19 protein-coding genes are annotated in these 16,325 nt (G+C 73.4%); 10 read left to right on the top strand and 9 right to left on the bottom strand.

The genetic code is table 11. The features are described 5' to 3' along the window. Nucleotides 1-7: 7 nt before the first annotated feature. Nucleotides 8-1,234, top strand: a complete 1,227-nt coding sequence (locus K7C20_RS06780) for a glycoside hydrolase family 10 protein (protein ID WP_053208467.1) — start codon at nt 8-10, stop codon at nt 1,232-1,234. 106 nt (nt 1,235-1,340) lie between these two features. Here the strand turns inward: K7C20_RS06780 and K7C20_RS06775 are convergent, their stop codons facing one another. After that, nucleotides 1,341-1,550: a DUF1918 domain-containing protein gene (locus K7C20_RS06775; protein ID WP_030083117.1), complete on the bottom strand. Its 210-nt coding sequence runs from the start codon at nt 1,548-1,550 to the stop codon at nt 1,341-1,343. A gap of 204 nt (nt 1,551-1,754) precedes the next feature. Then, nucleotides 1,755-2,750, bottom strand: a complete 996-nt coding sequence (locus K7C20_RS06770) for a DMT family transporter (RefSeq protein ID WP_053208466.1) — start codon at nt 2,748-2,750, stop codon at nt 1,755-1,757. Here K7C20_RS06770 and K7C20_RS06765 point away from each other — a divergent pair. The 5 genes from K7C20_RS06765 (at nt 2,749) to K7C20_RS06745 (ending at nt 6,809) form a co-directional block, all read left to right on the top strand. Continuing rightward, nucleotides 2,749-4,254 carry an aminotransferase-like domain-containing protein gene (locus tag K7C20_RS06765; RefSeq protein ID WP_030083111.1) on the top strand — a complete coding sequence of 502 codons (1,506 nt, stop codon included), beginning with the start codon at nt 2,749-2,751 and terminating at the stop codon, nt 4,252-4,254. The genes K7C20_RS06770 and K7C20_RS06765 overlap by 2 nt on opposite strands. Before the next feature lie 114 nt (nt 4,255-4,368). Next, nucleotides 4,369-4,821: a GNAT family N-acetyltransferase gene (locus K7C20_RS06760; protein ID WP_030083109.1), complete on the top strand. Its 453-nt coding sequence runs from the start codon at nt 4,369-4,371 to the stop codon at nt 4,819-4,821. Nucleotides 4,822-4,864: 43 nt separating this feature from the next. Beyond that, on the top strand, nt 4,865-5,431 hold the full coding sequence (locus tag K7C20_RS06755; protein WP_053208465.1) for a histidine phosphatase family protein: 567 nt from the start codon (nt 4,865-4,867) through the stop codon (nt 5,429-5,431). A gap of 326 nt (nt 5,432-5,757) precedes the next feature. After that, on the top strand, nt 5,758-6,441 hold the full coding sequence (locus tag K7C20_RS06750) for a hypothetical protein (protein ID WP_053208464.1): 684 nt from the start codon (nt 5,758-5,760) through the stop codon (nt 6,439-6,441). A gap of 5 nt (nt 6,442-6,446) precedes the next feature. Further along, nucleotides 6,447-6,809 carry a DUF4333 domain-containing protein gene (locus K7C20_RS06745; protein WP_030083105.1) on the top strand — a complete coding sequence of 121 codons (363 nt, stop codon included), beginning with the start codon at nt 6,447-6,449 and terminating at the stop codon, nt 6,807-6,809. A gap of 40 nt (nt 6,810-6,849) precedes the next feature. Here the strand turns inward: K7C20_RS06745 and K7C20_RS06740 are convergent, their stop codons facing one another. Further along, nucleotides 6,850-7,302: a YybH family protein gene (locus K7C20_RS06740; RefSeq protein WP_030083103.1), complete on the bottom strand. Its 453-nt coding sequence runs from the start codon at nt 7,300-7,302 to the stop codon at nt 6,850-6,852. A gap of 191 nt (nt 7,303-7,493) precedes the next feature. Next, nucleotides 7,494-8,447: an alpha/beta hydrolase gene (locus tag K7C20_RS06735; RefSeq protein ID WP_053208463.1), complete on the bottom strand. Its 954-nt coding sequence runs from the start codon at nt 8,445-8,447 to the stop codon at nt 7,494-7,496. A gap of 214 nt (nt 8,448-8,661) precedes the next feature. On the opposite strand from K7C20_RS06735, the gene K7C20_RS06730 reads away from it, so the two are divergent. Next, nucleotides 8,662-9,207 (top strand): PadR family transcriptional regulator, encoded by a 546-nt coding sequence (locus tag K7C20_RS06730; RefSeq protein ID WP_053208462.1) that lies wholly within the window; start codon nt 8,662-8,664, stop codon nt 9,205-9,207. Between the two features lie 55 nt (nt 9,208-9,262). On the opposite strand, the gene K7C20_RS06725 is transcribed toward K7C20_RS06730, so the two are convergent. Further along, nucleotides 9,263-10,015 (bottom strand): helix-turn-helix transcriptional regulator, encoded by a 753-nt coding sequence (locus tag K7C20_RS06725; protein ID WP_053208461.1) that lies wholly within the window; start codon nt 10,013-10,015, stop codon nt 9,263-9,265. Nucleotides 10,016-10,102: 87 nt separating this feature from the next. After that, a complete protein-coding gene (locus K7C20_RS06720; protein ID WP_030083089.1) occupies nt 10,103-11,191 on the bottom strand; it encodes a class I SAM-dependent methyltransferase in 1,089 nt (362 codons plus the stop codon). 120 nt (nt 11,192-11,311) lie between these two features. Here K7C20_RS06720 and K7C20_RS06715 point away from each other — a divergent pair, with 120 nt between their 5' ends. Next, entirely contained in the window at nt 11,312-11,503 is a 192-nt protein-coding gene (locus tag K7C20_RS06715; protein WP_030083087.1) for a DUF1059 domain-containing protein, read from the top strand. A 160-nt stretch (nt 11,504-11,663) separates the two neighbouring features. On the opposite strand, the gene K7C20_RS06710 is transcribed toward K7C20_RS06715, so the two are convergent. After that, nucleotides 11,664-12,452, bottom strand: a complete 789-nt coding sequence (locus tag K7C20_RS06710) for a LysR family substrate-binding domain-containing protein (protein ID WP_053208460.1) — start codon at nt 12,450-12,452, stop codon at nt 11,664-11,666. 57 nt (nt 12,453-12,509) lie between these two features. On the opposite strand from K7C20_RS06710, the gene K7C20_RS06705 reads away from it, so the two are divergent. After that, complete coding sequence (locus K7C20_RS06705; protein WP_030083083.1) at nt 12,510-12,902, top strand: DUF5997 family protein; 393 nt, start codon at nt 12,510-12,512, stop codon at nt 12,900-12,902. Between the two features lie 312 nt (nt 12,903-13,214). On the opposite strand, the gene K7C20_RS06700 is transcribed toward K7C20_RS06705, so the two are convergent. Together K7C20_RS06700 and K7C20_RS06695 are read right to left on the bottom strand one after the other, a co-directional pair. Beyond that, a complete protein-coding gene (locus tag K7C20_RS06700) occupies nt 13,215-13,982 on the bottom strand; it encodes an alpha/beta fold hydrolase (protein WP_030083081.1) in 768 nt (255 codons plus the stop codon). A 299-nt stretch (nt 13,983-14,281) separates the two neighbouring features. Beyond that, nucleotides 14,282-14,995: a DUF6215 domain-containing protein gene (locus K7C20_RS06695; RefSeq protein WP_053208459.1), complete on the bottom strand. Its 714-nt coding sequence runs from the start codon at nt 14,993-14,995 to the stop codon at nt 14,282-14,284. Between the two features lie 254 nt (nt 14,996-15,249). Here K7C20_RS06695 and argC point away from each other — a divergent pair, with 254 nt between their 5' ends. After that, a complete protein-coding gene (gene argC, locus K7C20_RS06690; RefSeq protein WP_030083079.1) occupies nt 15,250-16,278 on the top strand; it encodes an N-acetyl-gamma-glutamyl-phosphate reductase in 1,029 nt (342 codons plus the stop codon). Nucleotides 16,279-16,325 lie beyond the last annotated feature (47 nt).

Genomic DNA, 16,325 nt, shown 5'->3' with positions numbered 1-16,325 from the left:
ACTTTTGATGAGGCGTATCACACGCAGAGGTTTTGCCGTCGCCGCGCTGGGGGCGGCGTCTTCGCTGCTCACCGCGGGGGTGGCGCCCGCGGACGGCGTGGCGCGGCGCGAGATGCGGGGCATGTGGCTGGCGACCGTCGCCAACCTGGACTGGCCCTCCAGCGCGAAGCTCGCGCCCGCCGAGCAACAGCGCGAACTGCGCGCCCACTTCGACCGGGCCGTCGCCCGCAAGCTCAATGCGGTGTTCTTCCAGGTGCGGCCCACCGCCGATGCCCTGTGGCCCTCCCCGTTCGAGCCGTGGGCGCAGTACCTGACCGGGCAGCAGGGCCGCGACCCGGGCTGGGATCCGCTCGACTTCGCGGTCCGCGAGGCCCACCGGCGCAATCTCGAACTGCACGCCTGGTTCAATCCGTACCGGGTCGCCAACCACACCGACCCCGGACGGCTCACGCCGGACCACCCCGCCCGCCGGCACCCGGGCTGGGTCCTCCCGTACGGCGGCAAGCTCTACTACAACCCCGGACTGCCGGAGGTCCGGAGCTTCGTCCAGGACGCGATGCTCGACGCGGTGCAGCGCTACCCCGTCGACGGCGTGCACTTCGACGACTACTTCTATCCGTATCCGGTCTCGGGGCGGCGCTTCGACGACGACGAGGCGTTCGAGCGGTACGGCAGCGGCTTCGAGAGCCGGGCCGCCTGGCGCCGGGACAACATCGACCGGCTGGTGTACGAGATGGCGCGCAAGCTCGAGGACGGGGGCCGGAGGGCCGGACGCCGGGTGCGGTTCGGTGTCAGCCCCTTCGCGGTCTGGCGCAATCGCAGTACCGACCAGCAGGGCTCCCGTACCCAGGCCGGGGTCCAGACCTACGACGATCTGTACGCCGACACCCGCCGCTGGGTGCGCGAGGGGTGGATCGACTACATCGTGCCGCAGGTCTACTGGCCCCTCGGCTTCGCGGCCGCCGACTACGCCGAACTCGTGCCCTGGTGGGCGCGGACCGTCGACGGCACCGGAGTGGACCTCTACATCGGCGAGGCCCTCTACAAGGCGGGCGGCACGGAGCCCGCCGCCTGGAAGGACCCGGCCGAACTCTCCCGCCATCTCACCTTCGCCCGCGGCTATCCGCAGGTGGGCGGCCATGTCTACTTCTCGGCGAAGGACGTGGCCAAGGACCGGGCGGGCGCCATGGCACGGGTCGTGCGCGACCACTACACGGGCGCGGCACGCACGTAGGAGCGGTCCGCGCAGGTGCCGCGACGATCCGCGCGGGCCGCGGCGGCGACCCGCCGAGGGAGTCCGTCACCGGCCGGGGTCGGTGTGTGCCGGCCGGTGGCGGTGTCTAGCGGCCGGGGTCGGCGTCGGTGGCCTTGCCGTGCCGGACGACGCAGTCGGGGCCCGGCGACACGATGGCCTCATGCCCGTCCTCGGCGCGGACGCGGTAGGGCGGGTCGCCGTCCGTTCCCATGACTTCGACTATTTCGACGACCCGGTCGTGATGCCCGACGGTCCTGCCGTGCACCACCAGCCGGTCGCCCCTGCTCGCATGCATCAGGGTCCTCCCCGCCTCGGGGCGGCCGTACGACCGGCAGGCCGACCAGTGCGACGGCCGGCGGTTGAACGGCCAAGGGTTTCCACGGTTCACGGTCCTGGCGTGACCCGCGACGGCGGTACCTGCCGTCGCGGCAATTTTACGTCCGCGGGCCACGACCGCACCCGGTAAGTGTCATTTCGTCCCGCTTCGGCAGCCGGGCCGTCATCCACGGGTCCGCTGGGTGACGGCGATGCACGCCAGGACCGCCAGTGCCGCCGCGGGAGCGGCCGGCGGCAGCTGTTCGCCGAGCAGCAGCACGGACCACACCAAGGTCAGCAGCGGCTGGGCGAGCTGCAACTGGCTCGCCTTGGAGATGCCGATCGCGGCCATTCCGCGGTACCAGGCGACCATCCCGAGGAACTGCGAGCCGAACGCCAGCCACAGCAGCCCGCTCACCGAATGCGCCGTGAGCCGCAGCGGCTCCGTGGACAGCGCGAGAGCCGCGCCCGCCACCGTCACCGGAAGCGCCAGTACCAGCGCCCAGCCGATCACCTGCCAGCCCGGCATATGGCGGGCGAGGCGGCCGCCCTCGGTGTAGCCGGCCGCGCACACCAGCAGGGCCGCGAACAGCAGCAGGTCCCCGCGGCCCGGCGCCCCGCCGCTCTGCTGCACCGCAAAACCGATGACGACGACGGCGCCGACCAGCGAGGCGATCCAGAACGTACGGGAGGGCCGGGCGCCGGTCCGTACGGCCGAGAAGGCGGCGGTGGTCAGCGGCAGCAGACCGACGACGACGGCCGCATGCGAGGTGGTGGAGGTCTCCAGCGCGAGGGTCGTCAGCAGTGGGAAGCCGAGGACCACGCCGCCCGCGACCACTGCGATGCCCGCCCGGTGGCGCCGCTCCGGAGGACGTACCCGGAACACGGCCAGCGCGCCGCCGGCCAGCGCGGTGGCCAGCACGCTGCGCAGCATCACCACCGTCCACGGTCCCATGCCCTCCAGCGCCCAGGCGGTCGCGGGGAAGGTGAGCGAGAAGGCGGCGACGCCGAGTGCGGCGAGCAGGGCGCCACGGCTGACGAGCGCGCTGCGGGCGGGAGCGGCGGGCTCCGGGGCGCCCTCGGCGGGGGTGCCCGGGGTGCCCTCGACGGGGGCGGCCGGGGCGCCCGGGGTGCTGACCGCTATCGCGACGGTGGCAGTAGCGCTATCGTTGTCTCTCATGCAAGAGCGTAGCAGTGGGTCGGAACTGGCCGCAGTCCTCCGTGCGGAGCTGAACCGCTACTCTCCAGGAGAGAAGCTGCCGTCGAGTCGTGTTCTCGTGGAGCGCCATCGCGTCAGTCCGGTGACCGTCTCCCGGGCGCTCGCGGAGCTGGCGGCGGAGGGCCTGGTCGTGACCCGGCCGGGCGCGGGGGCCTTCCGGGCCGAGCCGCGCAGCGAGGCGCCCCGGCCGCTCGACACCTCCTGGCAGGAGATCGCGCTGAGCGCCGAGCCGGCCGGTGACCAGGTGCCGCGCAGCGTCGACGCCTCGGGCGTCCTCGCCACGCTCGCCACCCCCGCCCCCGGCGTCATCGAACTCATCGGCGGCTATCTGCACCCCGATCTCCAGCCCGAACGCGCCCTCGCCGCCGCACTGGCACGGGCCGGTCGGCGGCCGGGGGCCTGGGCGCGGCCCATGGTCGGGGGCGTGCCGGAACTGCGGGCCTGGTTCGCACGGGAGATCGCCGGCCCCGGTGGCCCGCTCGCGGCCAGCGACGTCCTGATCACCGGGGGCGGCCAGAGCGCGCTGACCGCTGCGCTGCGCGCCCTCGCCGCCCCCGGCGCCCCGGTACTCGTCGAGTCCCCGACCTACCCGGGCATGCTGGCCGTTGCCCGCGCCTCCGGGCTGCGGCCGGTGCCCGTACCGGTGGATGCGGACGGGGTCCGTACGGATCTGCTCGCCGATGCCTTCCGTGCCAGCGGCGCGCGGCTGTTCGTCTGCCAGCCGCTGTTCCAGAACCCGACCGGCGCGGTGCTGGCCGACGGGCGGCGGCGCGAGGTACTGCGGGTGGCCCGCGCGGCCGGCGCCTTCGTGATCGAGGACGACTTCGCGCGGCTGCTGGTCCACGACGACGCCCCCGCGCTGCCGCCGACCCTGAGCGCGGACGACCGGGACGGCACGGTCGTCCATGTCCGCTCGCTCACCAAGGCCACCTCGCCCAACCTCAGAGTGGGTGCCCTGGCCGCCCACGGCCCGGTTCTCGACCGGCTGCGCGCCATCCAGGTCGTGGACAGCTTCTTCGTGCCGGGCCCGCTCCAGGAAGCCGCCCTGGAACTCGTCGGATCGCCCGCCTGGGCCCGCCATCTACGGCTGATCGCCGGTGAGCTGACCACCCGCCGGAAAGCCCTGACCACAGCCCTGCACCAGCACCTGCCCGCCCTCGCCGAGCAGGACGGGGGGCACGGGGCGGCGTACGGCCACGCCCCCGCGCCGGGCGGCCTCTACGTCCCGCCGGGCGGCTATCACCTCTGGCTGCGGCTGCCGGACGGCACCGACGAGGCGGCGCTGACCGGTGCGGCGCTGCGGGCGGGCGTCGCGGTCGCGGCCGGCCGCCCTTACTTCTCCGCCGAGCCGCCGGCCGCGCACCTGCGGCTGAGCTTCGCGGCCGCCTCCGGCACGGCCGAGATCGCGGAAGGTGTCCGCAGGCTTCGTACGGCGTGCGAGGAGGTGGGGGTCGCGGTGGGCTGAGGGGCCGGAGACGCACGTGCGCGGGCCGGTCCCCGCGAGGGCGGCGGGGCGCCGGCACCGTCCACCCCGGCAACCGGTTCGACGCCGCCCCGGCCCTTCTGCGAACCTCCCGGCATGAACGATCACGCCCTCGACGGCTACGAGATCTCCACCGACCCGGCGCGCCTGGACGCCGACCGGGTCCACCACTGGCTGTCCACCGACTCCTACTGGGCCGTGGACCGGCCCAGGGAGCTCCAGGACCGCGCCGTCGCGGGCTCGCTCAACTTCGGCCTGTACGAGACCGGTTCCGGCCGTCAGGCCGGGTACGCCCGGGTGGTCACCGACCACGCCACCTTCGCCTGGCTCTGCGACGTCTACATCTGCCGCGACGACCGCGGCAAGGGCCTGGGCACCGCCCTGGTCGAGGCCATAGCCGACCACATGACGCCCTGCGGTCTGAGCCGGCTCACGCTCGCCACCAAGGACGCCCACGGCGTGTACGAGAAGGTCGGCTTCCGCGCCCTGGTGTCCCCGGAACAGTGGATGACCCTCGGGCTGATCGACCCGGGGCCTGTCGAGATCTGATCAACCGGGTCCGCGGGGGCGGCGCGGCTCTTACCATCAGCGGATGAGCGTCCGACTCAAGCTGCTCGCCGCGGGCCGCTCCTCGCTGCTCGGAACGCGGTTCGGTGACGACCGGCCGCTCGACGCCGCAGGATGGCGCGAGGCCGAGCGGGCCGCGCCCGTCCTGTGCCGGCTCGCCGCCGCCGAACTGCGCTACTGCTCGCCGTCCGCCCGCTGCCGGGACACCGGCGAGGTCCTCGGGCTGCGCCCGCTCGCCCAACCGGCGCTGCGCGACTGCGACATGGGGCGCTGGACCGGCCGCACGCTGGGCGAGGTGGCCGCCGACGAACCGCGCGCGGTGGACGCCTGGCTGGCCGACCCGCGGTCCGCACCGCACGGCGGGGAGTCGCTGCTGGCGTTCATCACCCGGGTCGGCGGCTGGCTGGACACCCGGCCGGTCGAGGACGCCGACGGACTGCTCGCGGTCGCCGAGCCCGGTGTCGTCCGCGCCGCCCTCGTCTACGCGCTCCAGGCGCCGCCGCACTCGTACTGGCGGATAGACGTCCAGCCGCTGTCGGTGACCACCCTCACCGGCCGGTCGGGCAAGTGGGACCTCCAGCTGGCGGGGTGACGCGGCGCCCGGGTGGTGCCAGGGCCTGATCCGAACGACAGGCCCTGGGCGCGGGCGGTCGGCCCGCTCGCCCCGGCGGGGGCCGGGGCCTTCCGGGCGACCGCGGTCATGAGGCCGTGATGCCGCCTTTGCGGGGTGCCGTTCATGTGCCGGGACCGCCGGGTGCACCACCCGGAAAGCCCATCCCGCCCGTTCCGCCGCCCGGGGTGTACGCACCCTTGTGACCTGCGGAAAGAGGCGGAGGTCGGGGCCTTCTGCGGCAGTTGGCCCCGGGCGCGGCGCACCATCGAGGTGCGCACCGCAGGGCCGGGCGCTTCTCTCGGGTTATGCACATACGCCACATTGCTCTGTACGCGCTGGCGGCCGGCGTCCTGGTGGTGCCCGCCCTGCTGTTCGGCGAGGGCGAGGGTGCTGACGCCGCCACCGGGACGGGGGCCGGGCCCGCTGCGGACACCGCGCAGGCCGTGGTCGTTCAGCCCGACCCGGTGGCACCGGGCGCCGGGTTCTCCGTCTCCGACGGCGGCAGCTGCCCGGGGGACACCGCGGAGGCCACCTTCGACGGCGCGGACATCCCCGCGATGCAGCTGTCCGCCCAGAGCGGCGAGATCAGTGGCACCGCGATCATGCCGGAGGGGACCGCGCCCGGTTCCTACCGGGTCACCCTCACCTGCGGCGGCACCTCCGGAGCCCGGCAGAGCGCCCTGGAACCAGGCCGGGCGGGCGACGAGGAGCACGGCGGGGCACGCGGCAAGGCGGACGGTGACGACCACGGCCGCGGACGCGCCGAAGAGCACGGTCAGGAATCCGGCGACGGCCGGAAGACCCTCACCGGCACCATGATCGTCTCCAGCGGCGCCGACGAGGTCGTGCCCCAGGGCGGTGCGGACACCGGCGCCGGCGGGGCCGCCGGTACCGGCCGGACGGCGACGACCCTGACCGGCGTGCTGCTGCTGGCCGCGGCCGGCTGGGGAGCTCTGCGCCGCCGGCGCCCCCGCGCCCCCCGGAGCTGACGGCGGTGACCGTGCATCCGCCACTGCGCGCCCTGGTCATCGGCCTCGTCACGGCCCTCGCCACGGCGGGCGTGCTCGCGCTCGCCGCCGTCCATCTCCGCGCCCGCGAGGCCACCAGCGAGGTCGACGGCGGCACCCACACCGTGCCGCGCACGGAGATCGCCAGAACGCTCAGCGGCCAGCTGACCCTGCCCTTCCGCAGCGGGCCGGAGGCGGTGCACTGCTCCGGCGACCTCCGGCCCGAGCCGTACGCGGAAGTGCGCTGCACCGCGCACTTCCCCCTCGGCCCGGACCGCCATCTGGCCGTCGAGGTCACCCGCGTCCGCCACAACCGGGTCACCTACCGGCGCCACGCCCTGCCCCGCTGAGCTGCGGACCGCTCCGGCGGGCCACGTACGCCCCGGCGTGCTACGGCTTCAGGTCCAGGGCGGCCCGCCCCGACCCGTCCATCAGGAACGGCACCGAGCTGTGCGTATGCGTGATCGTCCAGGCTCCGTCGATCTTGCGGAGGCCGACGGTGGCCCGGCTCCACAGCTCCACCTCGAAGCCGTCGCTCTTCGTTCCGTGCATCCGGTTGATGCTGTGGCTGAAGGCGACATCGTCGCCGACCGTGATCTCTACCTGGGTCAGCGACACCTCGATCGGTCCGTTCCAGGTCGCGTACCAGGCCTCGACGGCCTGCTGGTCCAGCGCCTCCGGCCCCTTGTACTGGAGCGGGGGAGCGAGGCTGAAGTCCACCAGGTCCGGCGCGCAGGAGGAGAGGAACCGTCGTGCGTCCCGCTCCGTCGTCGCGGCCGCCCGGTCCTCCAGCAGCTCCCGGATCTGTTTCTCGTCCGCTGTGCGTGCGATATCGGTGGTCATGAGGGGTCCTCCCGTCGGACGGCGCCGCGGCGCCCGGAATCTCTGTGCAAGGGGTGGACGCCGGCGGGCACGGAAACTCATCGGCCCGGGCCGCGGTCGGGACAACTCCCCGCGGCCCTCCGTTCCCCCCCCGGCCCTGCGCTCCCCGCGGCCCTCCGTTACCCGCATCCCTCCGCTCCCCGCGGCCTCCGTTACCCGCATCCCTCCCTCAGCGCCGTGCGCAACGCGCCCAGCCAGTGCGAGGTGGTCCGCCGCGCCAGTGCGCTGTGCGGGGCGTACGCCTCGAAGAAGTGCCAGGCGCCGGGGACGTCCCTGACCTCGACGGCCACCTGCGCCTCCATCAGGCGGCGGGCGTAGTCGAGCCCTTCGTCCCGCAGGGGGTCGAGGCCGCAGGTGAGGAGGTAGGCGGGCGGGAGGCCCGAGAGGTCGGTGGCGCGGGCGGGCGCCGCGTACGCGGGGACCTCGGCGCCCCGGCCGGGGCCCAGGTAGGTGTCCCAGGTGTGCCGGATGCCGTCGCCGTTGACGATGCGCCGGTCCGTGACGCGCCGCAGGGAGGCGCTGCCGCCCCGGTCGTCGAGACAGGGGACGAGCAGGCTCTGGAAGGCGATCCGCGGGCCCCGGCGGTCGCGGGCCAGCAGGCACAGGGCGGCGCTCAGACCGCCGCCCGCGGACGCTCCGGTGACGGCGATCCGCCCGGCGTCGAGGCCGAGTTCACCGGCGGCAGCGGCCATCCACTCCAGGACGGCGTAGCAGTCCTCGACGCCCGCGGGGTACCGGTGCTCGGGCGCCAGCCGGTAGTGCACATTGACCACGACCGCACCTGCGTCGGCACAGACGTCCCGTGCCATCGGGCTGGGCCCGTCCAGCTCCCCGTACGCGAAGCCGCCCCCGTGGAGGTAGAGCACCCCCGGCAGGAGGCCCTCGGCCCCGGCGGGGCGCAGTACCTGCACGTCGATGCTGTTGCCGTCCGGCCCGGGGACGGACAGGTGCCGGATGCCGACCCGGGGGTCGTGTACGGGCATCCGCGGTGTCATCAGCGCCCGGAAGGAGGCGCGGGTCGCCTCGATGTCGGTGTACGGATTCTCCGGCCGCTCCGGCAGCGCGGCCAGGACACCGGCCAGTTCCGGATGGACGTACGGGGGCACACCCTCGACGCCCGCCGCAGACCTCGCCCCTGCCGCCTCGCCCGCCTCTCCCGTCGCCCAAAGATCTCCTGCAGTGCTTCCGTCTTTCACAACCACTTCGCCTCCCCGTCCGGTCGACGGTCCGCAGTTCGTCGAACCATCTCATTGATATCGTCTCAACGGGAGGGAAGCTATGGTCTCATTGAGAGGGTGTCAAGGGGAGTGAGGGGCGGCGATGGCGGAGTACAGCCCGGCGAGATACGTCGTGCTCGGTCTGGTCGCCCGGCACGGGCCGATGACGCCGTACGAGCTCAAGGCACGGGTCGAGGACGACATCCAGCCCTTCTGGCCGATCCTCCATGCGCAGCTGTACCGGATCCCGCCGGAGCTGGCACGGGCCGGGCTGCTGCGGGAAGAGACCGAGACGGCGGGCCGCCGCCGGCGGATCTTCCACCTCACCGACGCCGGCCGCGCCGCACTGGAGCGCTGGCTGGCCGACCCGGACACGGTCGAGGCGGAAACCCGCGACCCGGCGCAGCTGAAGCTCTTCTTCGCCGACCTCGGCGACCCCTCCGACATCGTCGCCCTCGCCACACAACAGGCGGAGCGGCACCGCACCTTGCTCGCCCACTATGCGTCGCTGCGCGCCGCGCTCGATCCGTCGGAGGACTCCCGGCAGCGCTCGCGCGCACGGGTGCTGCGGCTGGGTGTGCTGCACGAGCGGGCCCATGCCGAGTTCTGGGAGTCGATGGCCGCCGACCCGGAGAGGCTCGACGACTGAGCCGCGGTGAACGAGGCGCGCCGGAAGGGGCCCTACGGCGCGCTCCCTGCCGTCCTCACAGCGCGCTCCGTACCGCCGTCCGACCACGGGTCAGCCACGCGTTCGCCGCCTCGACCCGGCCGCCCACCCGCAGCTTCGCGTAGGCGTGCTCCAGATGCTTGTCGACGGTGCGCGGGCTGATCGCCAGCCGGTGCGCGATCTGCTGGTTCGTCAGGCCGCGGGCGAGCAGGGTGAGTACGGCGGATTCGCGGCGGGTGACGGGGGAGGGCGGAGACGTCGTCGGCGGGGCGAGCCGGTTGAGGACGCGGCTGAGCCGGGTGCGCAGCAGGGCGGCGGCCGCCACATCGTCGTCGGAGAAGTCGCTGCCGCTGCGGCTGATCGCCACACACACCTTCCGCGGTACACCGCCGGCGTAGCCCGCGGGGAACGACATCGCGAGCTGCTGCTCGGCCTCCAACGGGTGGTAGACGTCGCGGTAGGCGGCGAGGGCATGGAATTCGCTGCAGGTCTGGAGGGTCGAGCGGCGCATCGGGGTGCCGGGCCCGAGGGTGGTGTGGGTGACCAGGGAGTCCGCCGCCGACTCGCGCGCGAACGCGTCCCGTACGTCCGGGGTCAGCAGACCGGCGGGCAGGGTGAGCGGCCGCTCGGCGGAGCCGGCGCGGGGGGACCAGATGATGCTGTCGCCGGGAACGGCGCCGAGCAGCAGCGGGAGCAGTGCCGGAACCAGGGTCTCCTCGTCGACGGCATCGATCAGAAGGTCCACGACGGCGAGAATGCGCCGCAGGCCGGCCTCCGCGGCCGTGCTCATGTTTCCAGCGTGCCGAGGGGGCAGGGGCCCGTCAAGCGAGGGCCACCCGGCCGGCCGGGGGAAGACCGGCCGGGCGCGTCAGGCGCCTCAGCGCCCGACGGCATAGACGCGGTTGACGGGGCTCTCCGCGGCCAGTCGCCAGTGGTGGAGTCCGGCTTCGTCGGCGATCTGCCGCATCGCCTCCTCACCCGCGTGGTTTCCCAGTGCCTGCGGTCCGTGCTGGGCGAGCGCGGACGGCAGGCAGACGGCGCCCGAGGCGGCGGTCAGCGCCCGGCCGATGGGGTTGGCGTTCTCCTGCGCGTTGGCCGAGGTGTTCGGCTCGACGACCATGCAGGTTCCGCCGTCGGCCAGTGCGTGCTCGGCGTGGTGCAGCGCGCCGCCCGGATCTCCGATGTCGTGCAGGCAGTCGAAGAACGTGATCAGGTCGAAGTCCTCGCCGGGGAAGTCCTGGGCGGTGGCGACCTCGAAGCTGACCCGGTCGTCCAGTCCCTGCTCGGCCACGAGGCCGCGGGCCGCTTCGATGGACGGGCCGTGGAAGTCGAAGCCGTCGAAGTGTGACCGCGGGAAGGCCTGCGCCATCAGCGTCGTGGAGTAGCCGTAGCCGCATCCCACGTCCGCGACACGGGCACCGCGCTCCAGCTTCTCCACCACGCCGTCCAGCGAGGTCAGCCACTCCGGTACCAGTGAGGCCGCGTAGCCGGGGCGGAAGAACTTCGCGGTGCCGGCGAACAGCGCAGGGCCGTGTTCCTCCCAGCCGACGCCCTCGCCGGTGCGGAAGGCCTCCAGGAGGGTGTCCTCGGTGGCGTAGATCGCCTGGAGCAGCGTGGAGAAGCCCGCCGCGTACGTCGGCAGATCCGGGTCGGCCAGGACGGCGGCGTGCTCGTCGGGCAGGCGGTAGGTGTCGGTGCCGGGCGCGTAGCTGATGTACTCCCCGGCGACCTGGGCGGCCAGCCATTCGCGCACATAGCGCTCGACCAGTCCCGTACGGGCGGCGAGCTGTGCGGAGGTGAGCGGACCGGCGCCGGCCATGGCCGTGTACAGACCGAGGCGATCGCCGAGCGAGGTGCACAGACCGGCGACCGCGGCGCCGGTGTCGGTGATCACTTTCTCCAGGAACCGCTGCACCCGTTCCTCGTCCACCGAGGCGCCGGGTGTCACACCGGCGGAGGTCGTCATGGCTGTCACCTCCTCGTCCTCTCTCACTCCAGCAGGCCGTCCACCCCGCGCGCCATACGGGATTCGCCGTATACGGCGGCCGGCGGCACCGGGCGAGACTGGGAGTGGAGGAGGTGCCCCATGCGCAAGAAGATCGACTGCCGGGATCACCCGAGCGAGATGAACTGCACCCTCGTCATCTCCGGCGAGGAGGAGGAAGTGGTCCGCGCCGCCAGCGAGCACGCGGTATCCGTGCACGGGCACGCGGACAGCCCGGAGCTGCGCGAACAGATCAGGTCGTCGATGAAGGACGAGGTTCCGCAGCACGCCTGACGAGCGACAGCGACACGCCGCCCTCGACCCGGGGCGGCGCTGCCGTGCCCGGGTGCGACGGGCGCGCGGGCAGCGGCGCCGGGTGCCGGGTGTCGCAAACGGCGGCGGGGGAGCTGCGAACAGCGGTGCGGGCGGGGAGCCACGAACAACAGGGGCGGAGCTACGAACGGCGGCGAGGCTTGCCCCGCTTGCCGCCCCTGGCGCCGCCGCCGGAACCGCTCCGGCCGCCGGAACCGCTCCGTGAGCCGGTGCCGGACGGCTTGCCGGCCGCGGTCTTCCGCCGGGCGCTGCCCGTCTCGGGACGCTTGGCCTTCGGCTGGGCCGGGGCCGGGGACGGGCGGCGCCCCCGTGAGCTGTTGACGGTCCGCCCGCGGACGATCCCGATGAAGTCCTCGACCAGGTCGGTGGTCTCGTCCTGCGGCCACGACAGCGCGACGCGTGACGCGGGGGCGTCCGCGACCGGCCGGTACGTGAGGTCCTTGCGGTGGTGCAGACGGGCGAGGGACTGCGGGACGACGAGGAGACCCACGCCGGCCGCGACCAGTTCGACGGCGTCCAGGGTGGTGGCGGGGCGCTCGATCGCGGGCCGCCCCCAAGGACGCTCCCAGTCGAGGGTGTCGTCGAGGGGGTGCAGCACGAGCTCGTCGGCCAGATCCTCCGCGGACACCTCGTCGACCGCCGTCATGAGGTGGTCCTTGGGGATCACGACCACCGTCGTCTCGGTGTAGAGCGGGATCGCGCTGAGATCCTCCCGGTCGACCGGCAACCGCACGAAACCCGCGTCGGCGCCGCCGTCCCGCAGCAGGCCGAAGGCGTCGGCGGCGGCCACCGGCACAAGGGTCAGCGGGACGTCGGGCAGCCGCTCGTTCCAGATCCGCACCCACTTCGTGGGCGTCACCCCCGGGACGTACGCGAGCCGGAACGCAGGGGATTCTTCCGAGCCAGTCACTCCGCCAGGTTACCGGTCGTGGTCGGCAGTAGCGCACATGCTCGATACCCTTGACACATGACGTCGCACCAGACCACCCAGACGATGAAGCCCGCAACCGCGGCGAAGAAGCTGGGTGTGTACCTCGAGGCCACCCCCGCCGAGTTCCAGGAGGGTGTCGTCTCGCGCACCGAGTTGAACGCGCTCCAGGCCGATCCGCCCCAGTGGCTCCAGGAGCTGCGACGCAACGGCCCGCACCCCCGGCCGGTGGTCGCGGCGAAGCTGGGCATCTCCATCTCGGGCCTCGCACGCGGCGGGGTCACCGCGCCCCTCACCACGGAGCAGATCGACGCGCTGAAGCAGGAAAGTCCCGAGTGGCTCCAGCAGGAACGCGCCACCCAGGCCGAGGTCCGCAAGGAAGCCGCGCGCATCAAGGAGAAGAAGGCGGCCCGGGACGAGCAGACCGGCTGACCGCGCTCCTGACCTGCCGCCCCCGGCGGCTTTGCACCACGGACCGCTGAGCGGCGCCCGCACACAGCTGCCCGCTCCCTGGATGCTGTGGCCGGTCTTCGCCCGATGAGGCGAGGGCCGGCCGCAGCATCTTTTGCGTGCCGGCCCCACATCCTTTTCGTGCCGGCCTTGCCCGTATTGGTGCCGGCCTTGCCCGTACCGGACTCGGTACCGGGCTCAGGAGGCGATGCCGGCCGTCGCCCCGCCGCCGGTGGCGACGCCGCCCTGTGGCCTGGTGGCGGCGAAGGGGGGCGTGTCCTGTTGGCATGTCGTTTAGGCGTGGTTCGTCCAGGCCTGCGGGTCGACGTTGCTGTCGAGGACCATGGCGCGGACCTTGCCGGGGAGGAGGTTGGCGTAGGTGGAGCCCAGGAACGAGCCGTAGGAGACGCCGAGACAGGTGAGTTGCGGGTCGCCCACGGCCCGGCGGAGCTGGTCGAGGTCGAGTGCGGTGTCGGCGGTCGACACATGGCGCAGAAGCTCGGGGTCATGCCGGTGGCAGCGCCGGGCCAGATCTCGGTAGGCAGCGATCCACGTCATCCGTTGCTGTTCGCCCACCGGGAAGCCGGCCGGTCTGCCGGCGGTCCAGGCGTCGGCCTCCTCGGGGCTGTCGAAGCAGTTCACCGCGGTGCTGTTGCCGATTCCCCGAGGGTCCCAGCTGACGACGTCGAACCGCTCCCGTACCTGCTGCGGGATGTGCTCGTACACCTGCGGCATCTGCACCGTCCCGGGCCCGCCGGGGCCGCCGGGGCTGAAGAACAGGGTGCCGATGCGGTGTCCGGTGCCGGTCGCCTTCCGTTTGACGACTGCCAGCTCGATGGTGCGACCACCAGGGCTGCGGTAGTCCAGCGGGACCTTCGCGGTGCAGTCGAACTCTCTGTCCTGGCCGCAGGGACTCCAGCCCAGCTGCGGGGCGGGCACCGACGGCGACCGGGTGGCGGCCGGAGCGAGATCCGGCACGCTGAACACCGTCGAGCTGATCAGCGACGCGGCGAGGGCCGCGGCAAAACGCTGACGGCCCGCTGGGAATCCAGATATGAGCATGCCCGGTCCATTTCCTGGCTGAGCGCCTGATGCCGCCATGCCCTGAGCACCGGCACGCACCCGGTGTCAACGACACTGCGGTCCGGCACGGCGCGCGAGCCCACCGCCGCCGAATGAGGCGAGCTCCTCCGGGCGGGCCCCGCACGGCGTGCACAGCGTCGGCCGAGGCCGGCCGCGGGGGAGGCCTCGCGCGGATGCGGCCCTTCGCTTCTCGCGAAGCCCGGCCGACCGGCCGGCGGAGCCGCCCGCCGCCGTGCCGCCATGCCGGCACCCTCCAGCACGCAGCCCGGCCCCGGCCGTCAGGCGCCGGCAGCCCACCACGGGACCGTCGGCAGCACCTTCTCGGCGACGCGGAGCAGCACCGCGTCGTCCGGCACCCCGCCGTCCGTGCGCCACAGGGACACCTCGAAGGAGCCGCCGCTGTCATTCGCGTCCCGGGCCACGGTGAGGGTGCGGGCCGGCACGCCGGGACCGCTGTCGCTGTCCTTCCCGTCGAGGCGGAAGCTGATGCTGATGGTGCGGTCCGCGTAGAAGACCGCCGGGCGGCCCAGCACCTTCCGCTGCTGCGCGCCCTCCCCCAGAAGTCCGGCGGACCCGGCCACCGGATGACGGTCGTAGGTGGCCGCCAGGCTCACGGTGTAGGTCCCGAACTCGACCTGTGCCGAGGGAGTGGCGATCTCCTTGCCGTTGCCGAGCCTGGTGGAGCTGCCGCTGCCGCCCGCGGTCTTCGCGGTCTCTCCCGGCGTGCCGAGCAGTTCAGCGAGGTCGGGACGGTTCAACGCCTTGCACAGCTGCGCCCCGGATACCTGCCGGGGCGCTTTTCCGGGCTCACCCGCCGCCTTCTCGGGCTCCCCGCCCGAGCACGTGGCAGGCGACGGGGCGCTGTCCGGGGGCGACGACGACTCCCCGACCGTCCACAGACCGACACCGAGTGCCGCCACCAGCGCCACAGCCGCAATCGCCTGCCCGACGGCGCCCGCGCCCGTCACAGCCGCGTCGATATCGTCTGCCATATCCCCCACCTGCCATGATCCCCGATACGTGCCCGGGGACCATAACCCGTGATCACCAGGCGGACAAGAGGTCCGGTCGACACCGAGTGCCAACCTCGGCCGGGTCCCGGTCCGCCCGCCTGTCCGGCGGGCCGCTAGCGCCACCCGGGTCGACGAATTCGCTCATGGGCCGGCTGAAGCGCCGAGGCCCCCTGTGCGTCATTGCATAAAACTGCCGCTATCCGTATAGTCATGCCATCGAGGAGGAGAGGTCCATGACGGTACGAGCAGCAGTGGCCGGTGCGAGCGGGTATGCGGGTGGTGAGGTGCTGCGCCTGCTTCTGGAGCACCCGGAGGTGGAGATCGGCGCGCTGACCGGGCACTCCAACGCCGGGCAGCGCCTGGGTGCGCTGCAACCGCATCTGGCGCCGCTGGCCGACCGGGAGCTCCAGCCGACCTCCGCGGAGGTGCTGGCCGGGCACGACGTCGTCTTTCTCGCGCTGCCGCACGGCCAGTCCGCCGCGGTCGCCGAGGAGCTAGGGCCCGACGTGCTCGTCGTGGACTGCGGCGCCGACTTCCGGCTCGGCGACGCCGCCGACTGGGAGACGTTCTACGGCTCGGCGCACGCGGGCACCTGGCCGTACGGCCTCCCGGAGCTGCCCGGGGGCCGCGGCGCACTCCAGGGGACCCGGCGCATCGCGGTCCCGGGCTGCTACCCCACGGCCGTCTCGCTCGCCCTGTTCCCCGCGTACGCGGACCGGCTCGCCGAGCCCGAGGCGGTGATCGTCGCGGCCACCGGCACCTCCGGCGCCGGCAAGGCGCTCAAGCCGCATCTGCTGGGCTCCGAGGTCATGGGCTCGATGAGCCCGTACGGCGTCGGCGGCGGGCACCGGCACACCCCCGAGATGATCCAGAACCTGAGCGCGGTGGCCGGCGAGCGGATCAGCGTGTCCTTCACCCCGACCCTGGCCCCCATGTCGCGCGGCATCCTCGCCACCTGCTCGGCGAAGGCGAAGCCCGGCGTGGACGCCGCCGCCGTACGGGCCGCGTACGAGAAGGCGCTGGCCGACGAGCCGTTCGTCCAGCTGCTGCCCGAGGGCCAGTGGCCGTCGACCGCCGCCGTGTACGGCTCCAACACCGCACAGATCCAGGTGACCTTCGACGCGGCGGCCGGCCGGATCATCGCGATCAGCGCCCTCGACAACCTCACCAAGGGGACCGCGGGCGGCGCGGTGCAGAGCATGAACATCGCCCTGGGCCTCCCCGAGGAGACCGGGCTTCCGAAGGTCGGGGTCGCTCCGTGACACGGACGGACCCGGGGCAGCACAGCGTGACCGGCGGGGCCGGCGAA

Origin of the sequence: Streptomyces decoyicus (genome assembly GCF_019880305.1) — a bacterium.
Classification (GTDB): domain Bacteria; phylum Actinomycetota; class Actinomycetes; order Streptomycetales; family Streptomycetaceae; genus Streptomyces; species Streptomyces decoyicus.
The sequence above is the reverse complement of the archived record's forward strand: the minus strand, read 5'-3'. Positions and strand labels throughout refer to the sequence as shown.

Excerpts from the sequence above, each read along its gene's own strand:
- K7C20_RS06780 (WP_053208467.1), top strand. The coding sequence starts at position 8 with ATGAGGCGTATCACACGCAGAGGTTTTGCCGTCGCCGCGCTGGGGGCG.
- K7C20_RS06715 (WP_030083087.1), top strand. The coding sequence starts at position 11,312 with ATGCGCAAGAAGATCGACTGCCGGGATCACCCGAGCGAGATGAACTGC.
- K7C20_RS06700 (WP_030083081.1), bottom strand. The coding sequence starts at position 13,982 with ATGCTCATATCTGGATTCCCAGCGGGCCGTCAGCGTTTTGCCGCGGCC.
- K7C20_RS06750 (WP_053208464.1), top strand. The coding sequence starts at position 5,758 with ATGCACATACGCCACATTGCTCTGTACGCGCTGGCGGCCGGCGTCCTG.
- argC (WP_030083079.1), top strand. The coding sequence starts at position 15,250 with ATGACGGTACGAGCAGCAGTGGCCGGTGCGAGCGGGTATGCGGGTGGT.
- K7C20_RS06740 (WP_030083103.1), bottom strand. The coding sequence starts at position 7,302 with ATGACCACCGATATCGCACGCACAGCGGACGAGAAACAGATCCGGGAG.
- K7C20_RS06705 (WP_030083083.1), top strand. The coding sequence starts at position 12,510 with ATGACGTCGCACCAGACCACCCAGACGATGAAGCCCGCAACCGCGGCG.
- K7C20_RS06765 (WP_030083111.1), top strand. The coding sequence starts at position 2,749 with ATGCAAGAGCGTAGCAGTGGGTCGGAACTGGCCGCAGTCCTCCGTGCG.
- K7C20_RS06720 (WP_030083089.1), bottom strand. The coding sequence starts at position 11,191 with ATGACGACCTCCGCCGGTGTGACACCCGGCGCCTCGGTGGACGAGGAA.
- K7C20_RS06725 (WP_053208461.1), bottom strand. The coding sequence starts at position 10,015 with ATGAGCACGGCCGCGGAGGCCGGCCTGCGGCGCATTCTCGCCGTCGTG.
- K7C20_RS06770 (WP_053208466.1), bottom strand. The coding sequence starts at position 2,750 with ATGAGAGACAACGATAGCGCTACTGCCACCGTCGCGATAGCGGTCAGC.
- K7C20_RS06695 (WP_053208459.1), bottom strand. The coding sequence starts at position 14,995 with ATGGCAGACGATATCGACGCGGCTGTGACGGGCGCGGGCGCCGTCGGG.
- K7C20_RS06730 (WP_053208462.1), top strand. The coding sequence starts at position 8,662 with ATGGCGGAGTACAGCCCGGCGAGATACGTCGTGCTCGGTCTGGTCGCC.
- K7C20_RS06755 (WP_053208465.1), top strand. The coding sequence starts at position 4,865 with ATGAGCGTCCGACTCAAGCTGCTCGCCGCGGGCCGCTCCTCGCTGCTC.
- K7C20_RS06760 (WP_030083109.1), top strand. The coding sequence starts at position 4,369 with ATGAACGATCACGCCCTCGACGGCTACGAGATCTCCACCGACCCGGCG.
- K7C20_RS06775 (WP_030083117.1), bottom strand. The coding sequence starts at position 1,550 with ATGCATGCGAGCAGGGGCGACCGGCTGGTGGTGCACGGCAGGACCGTC.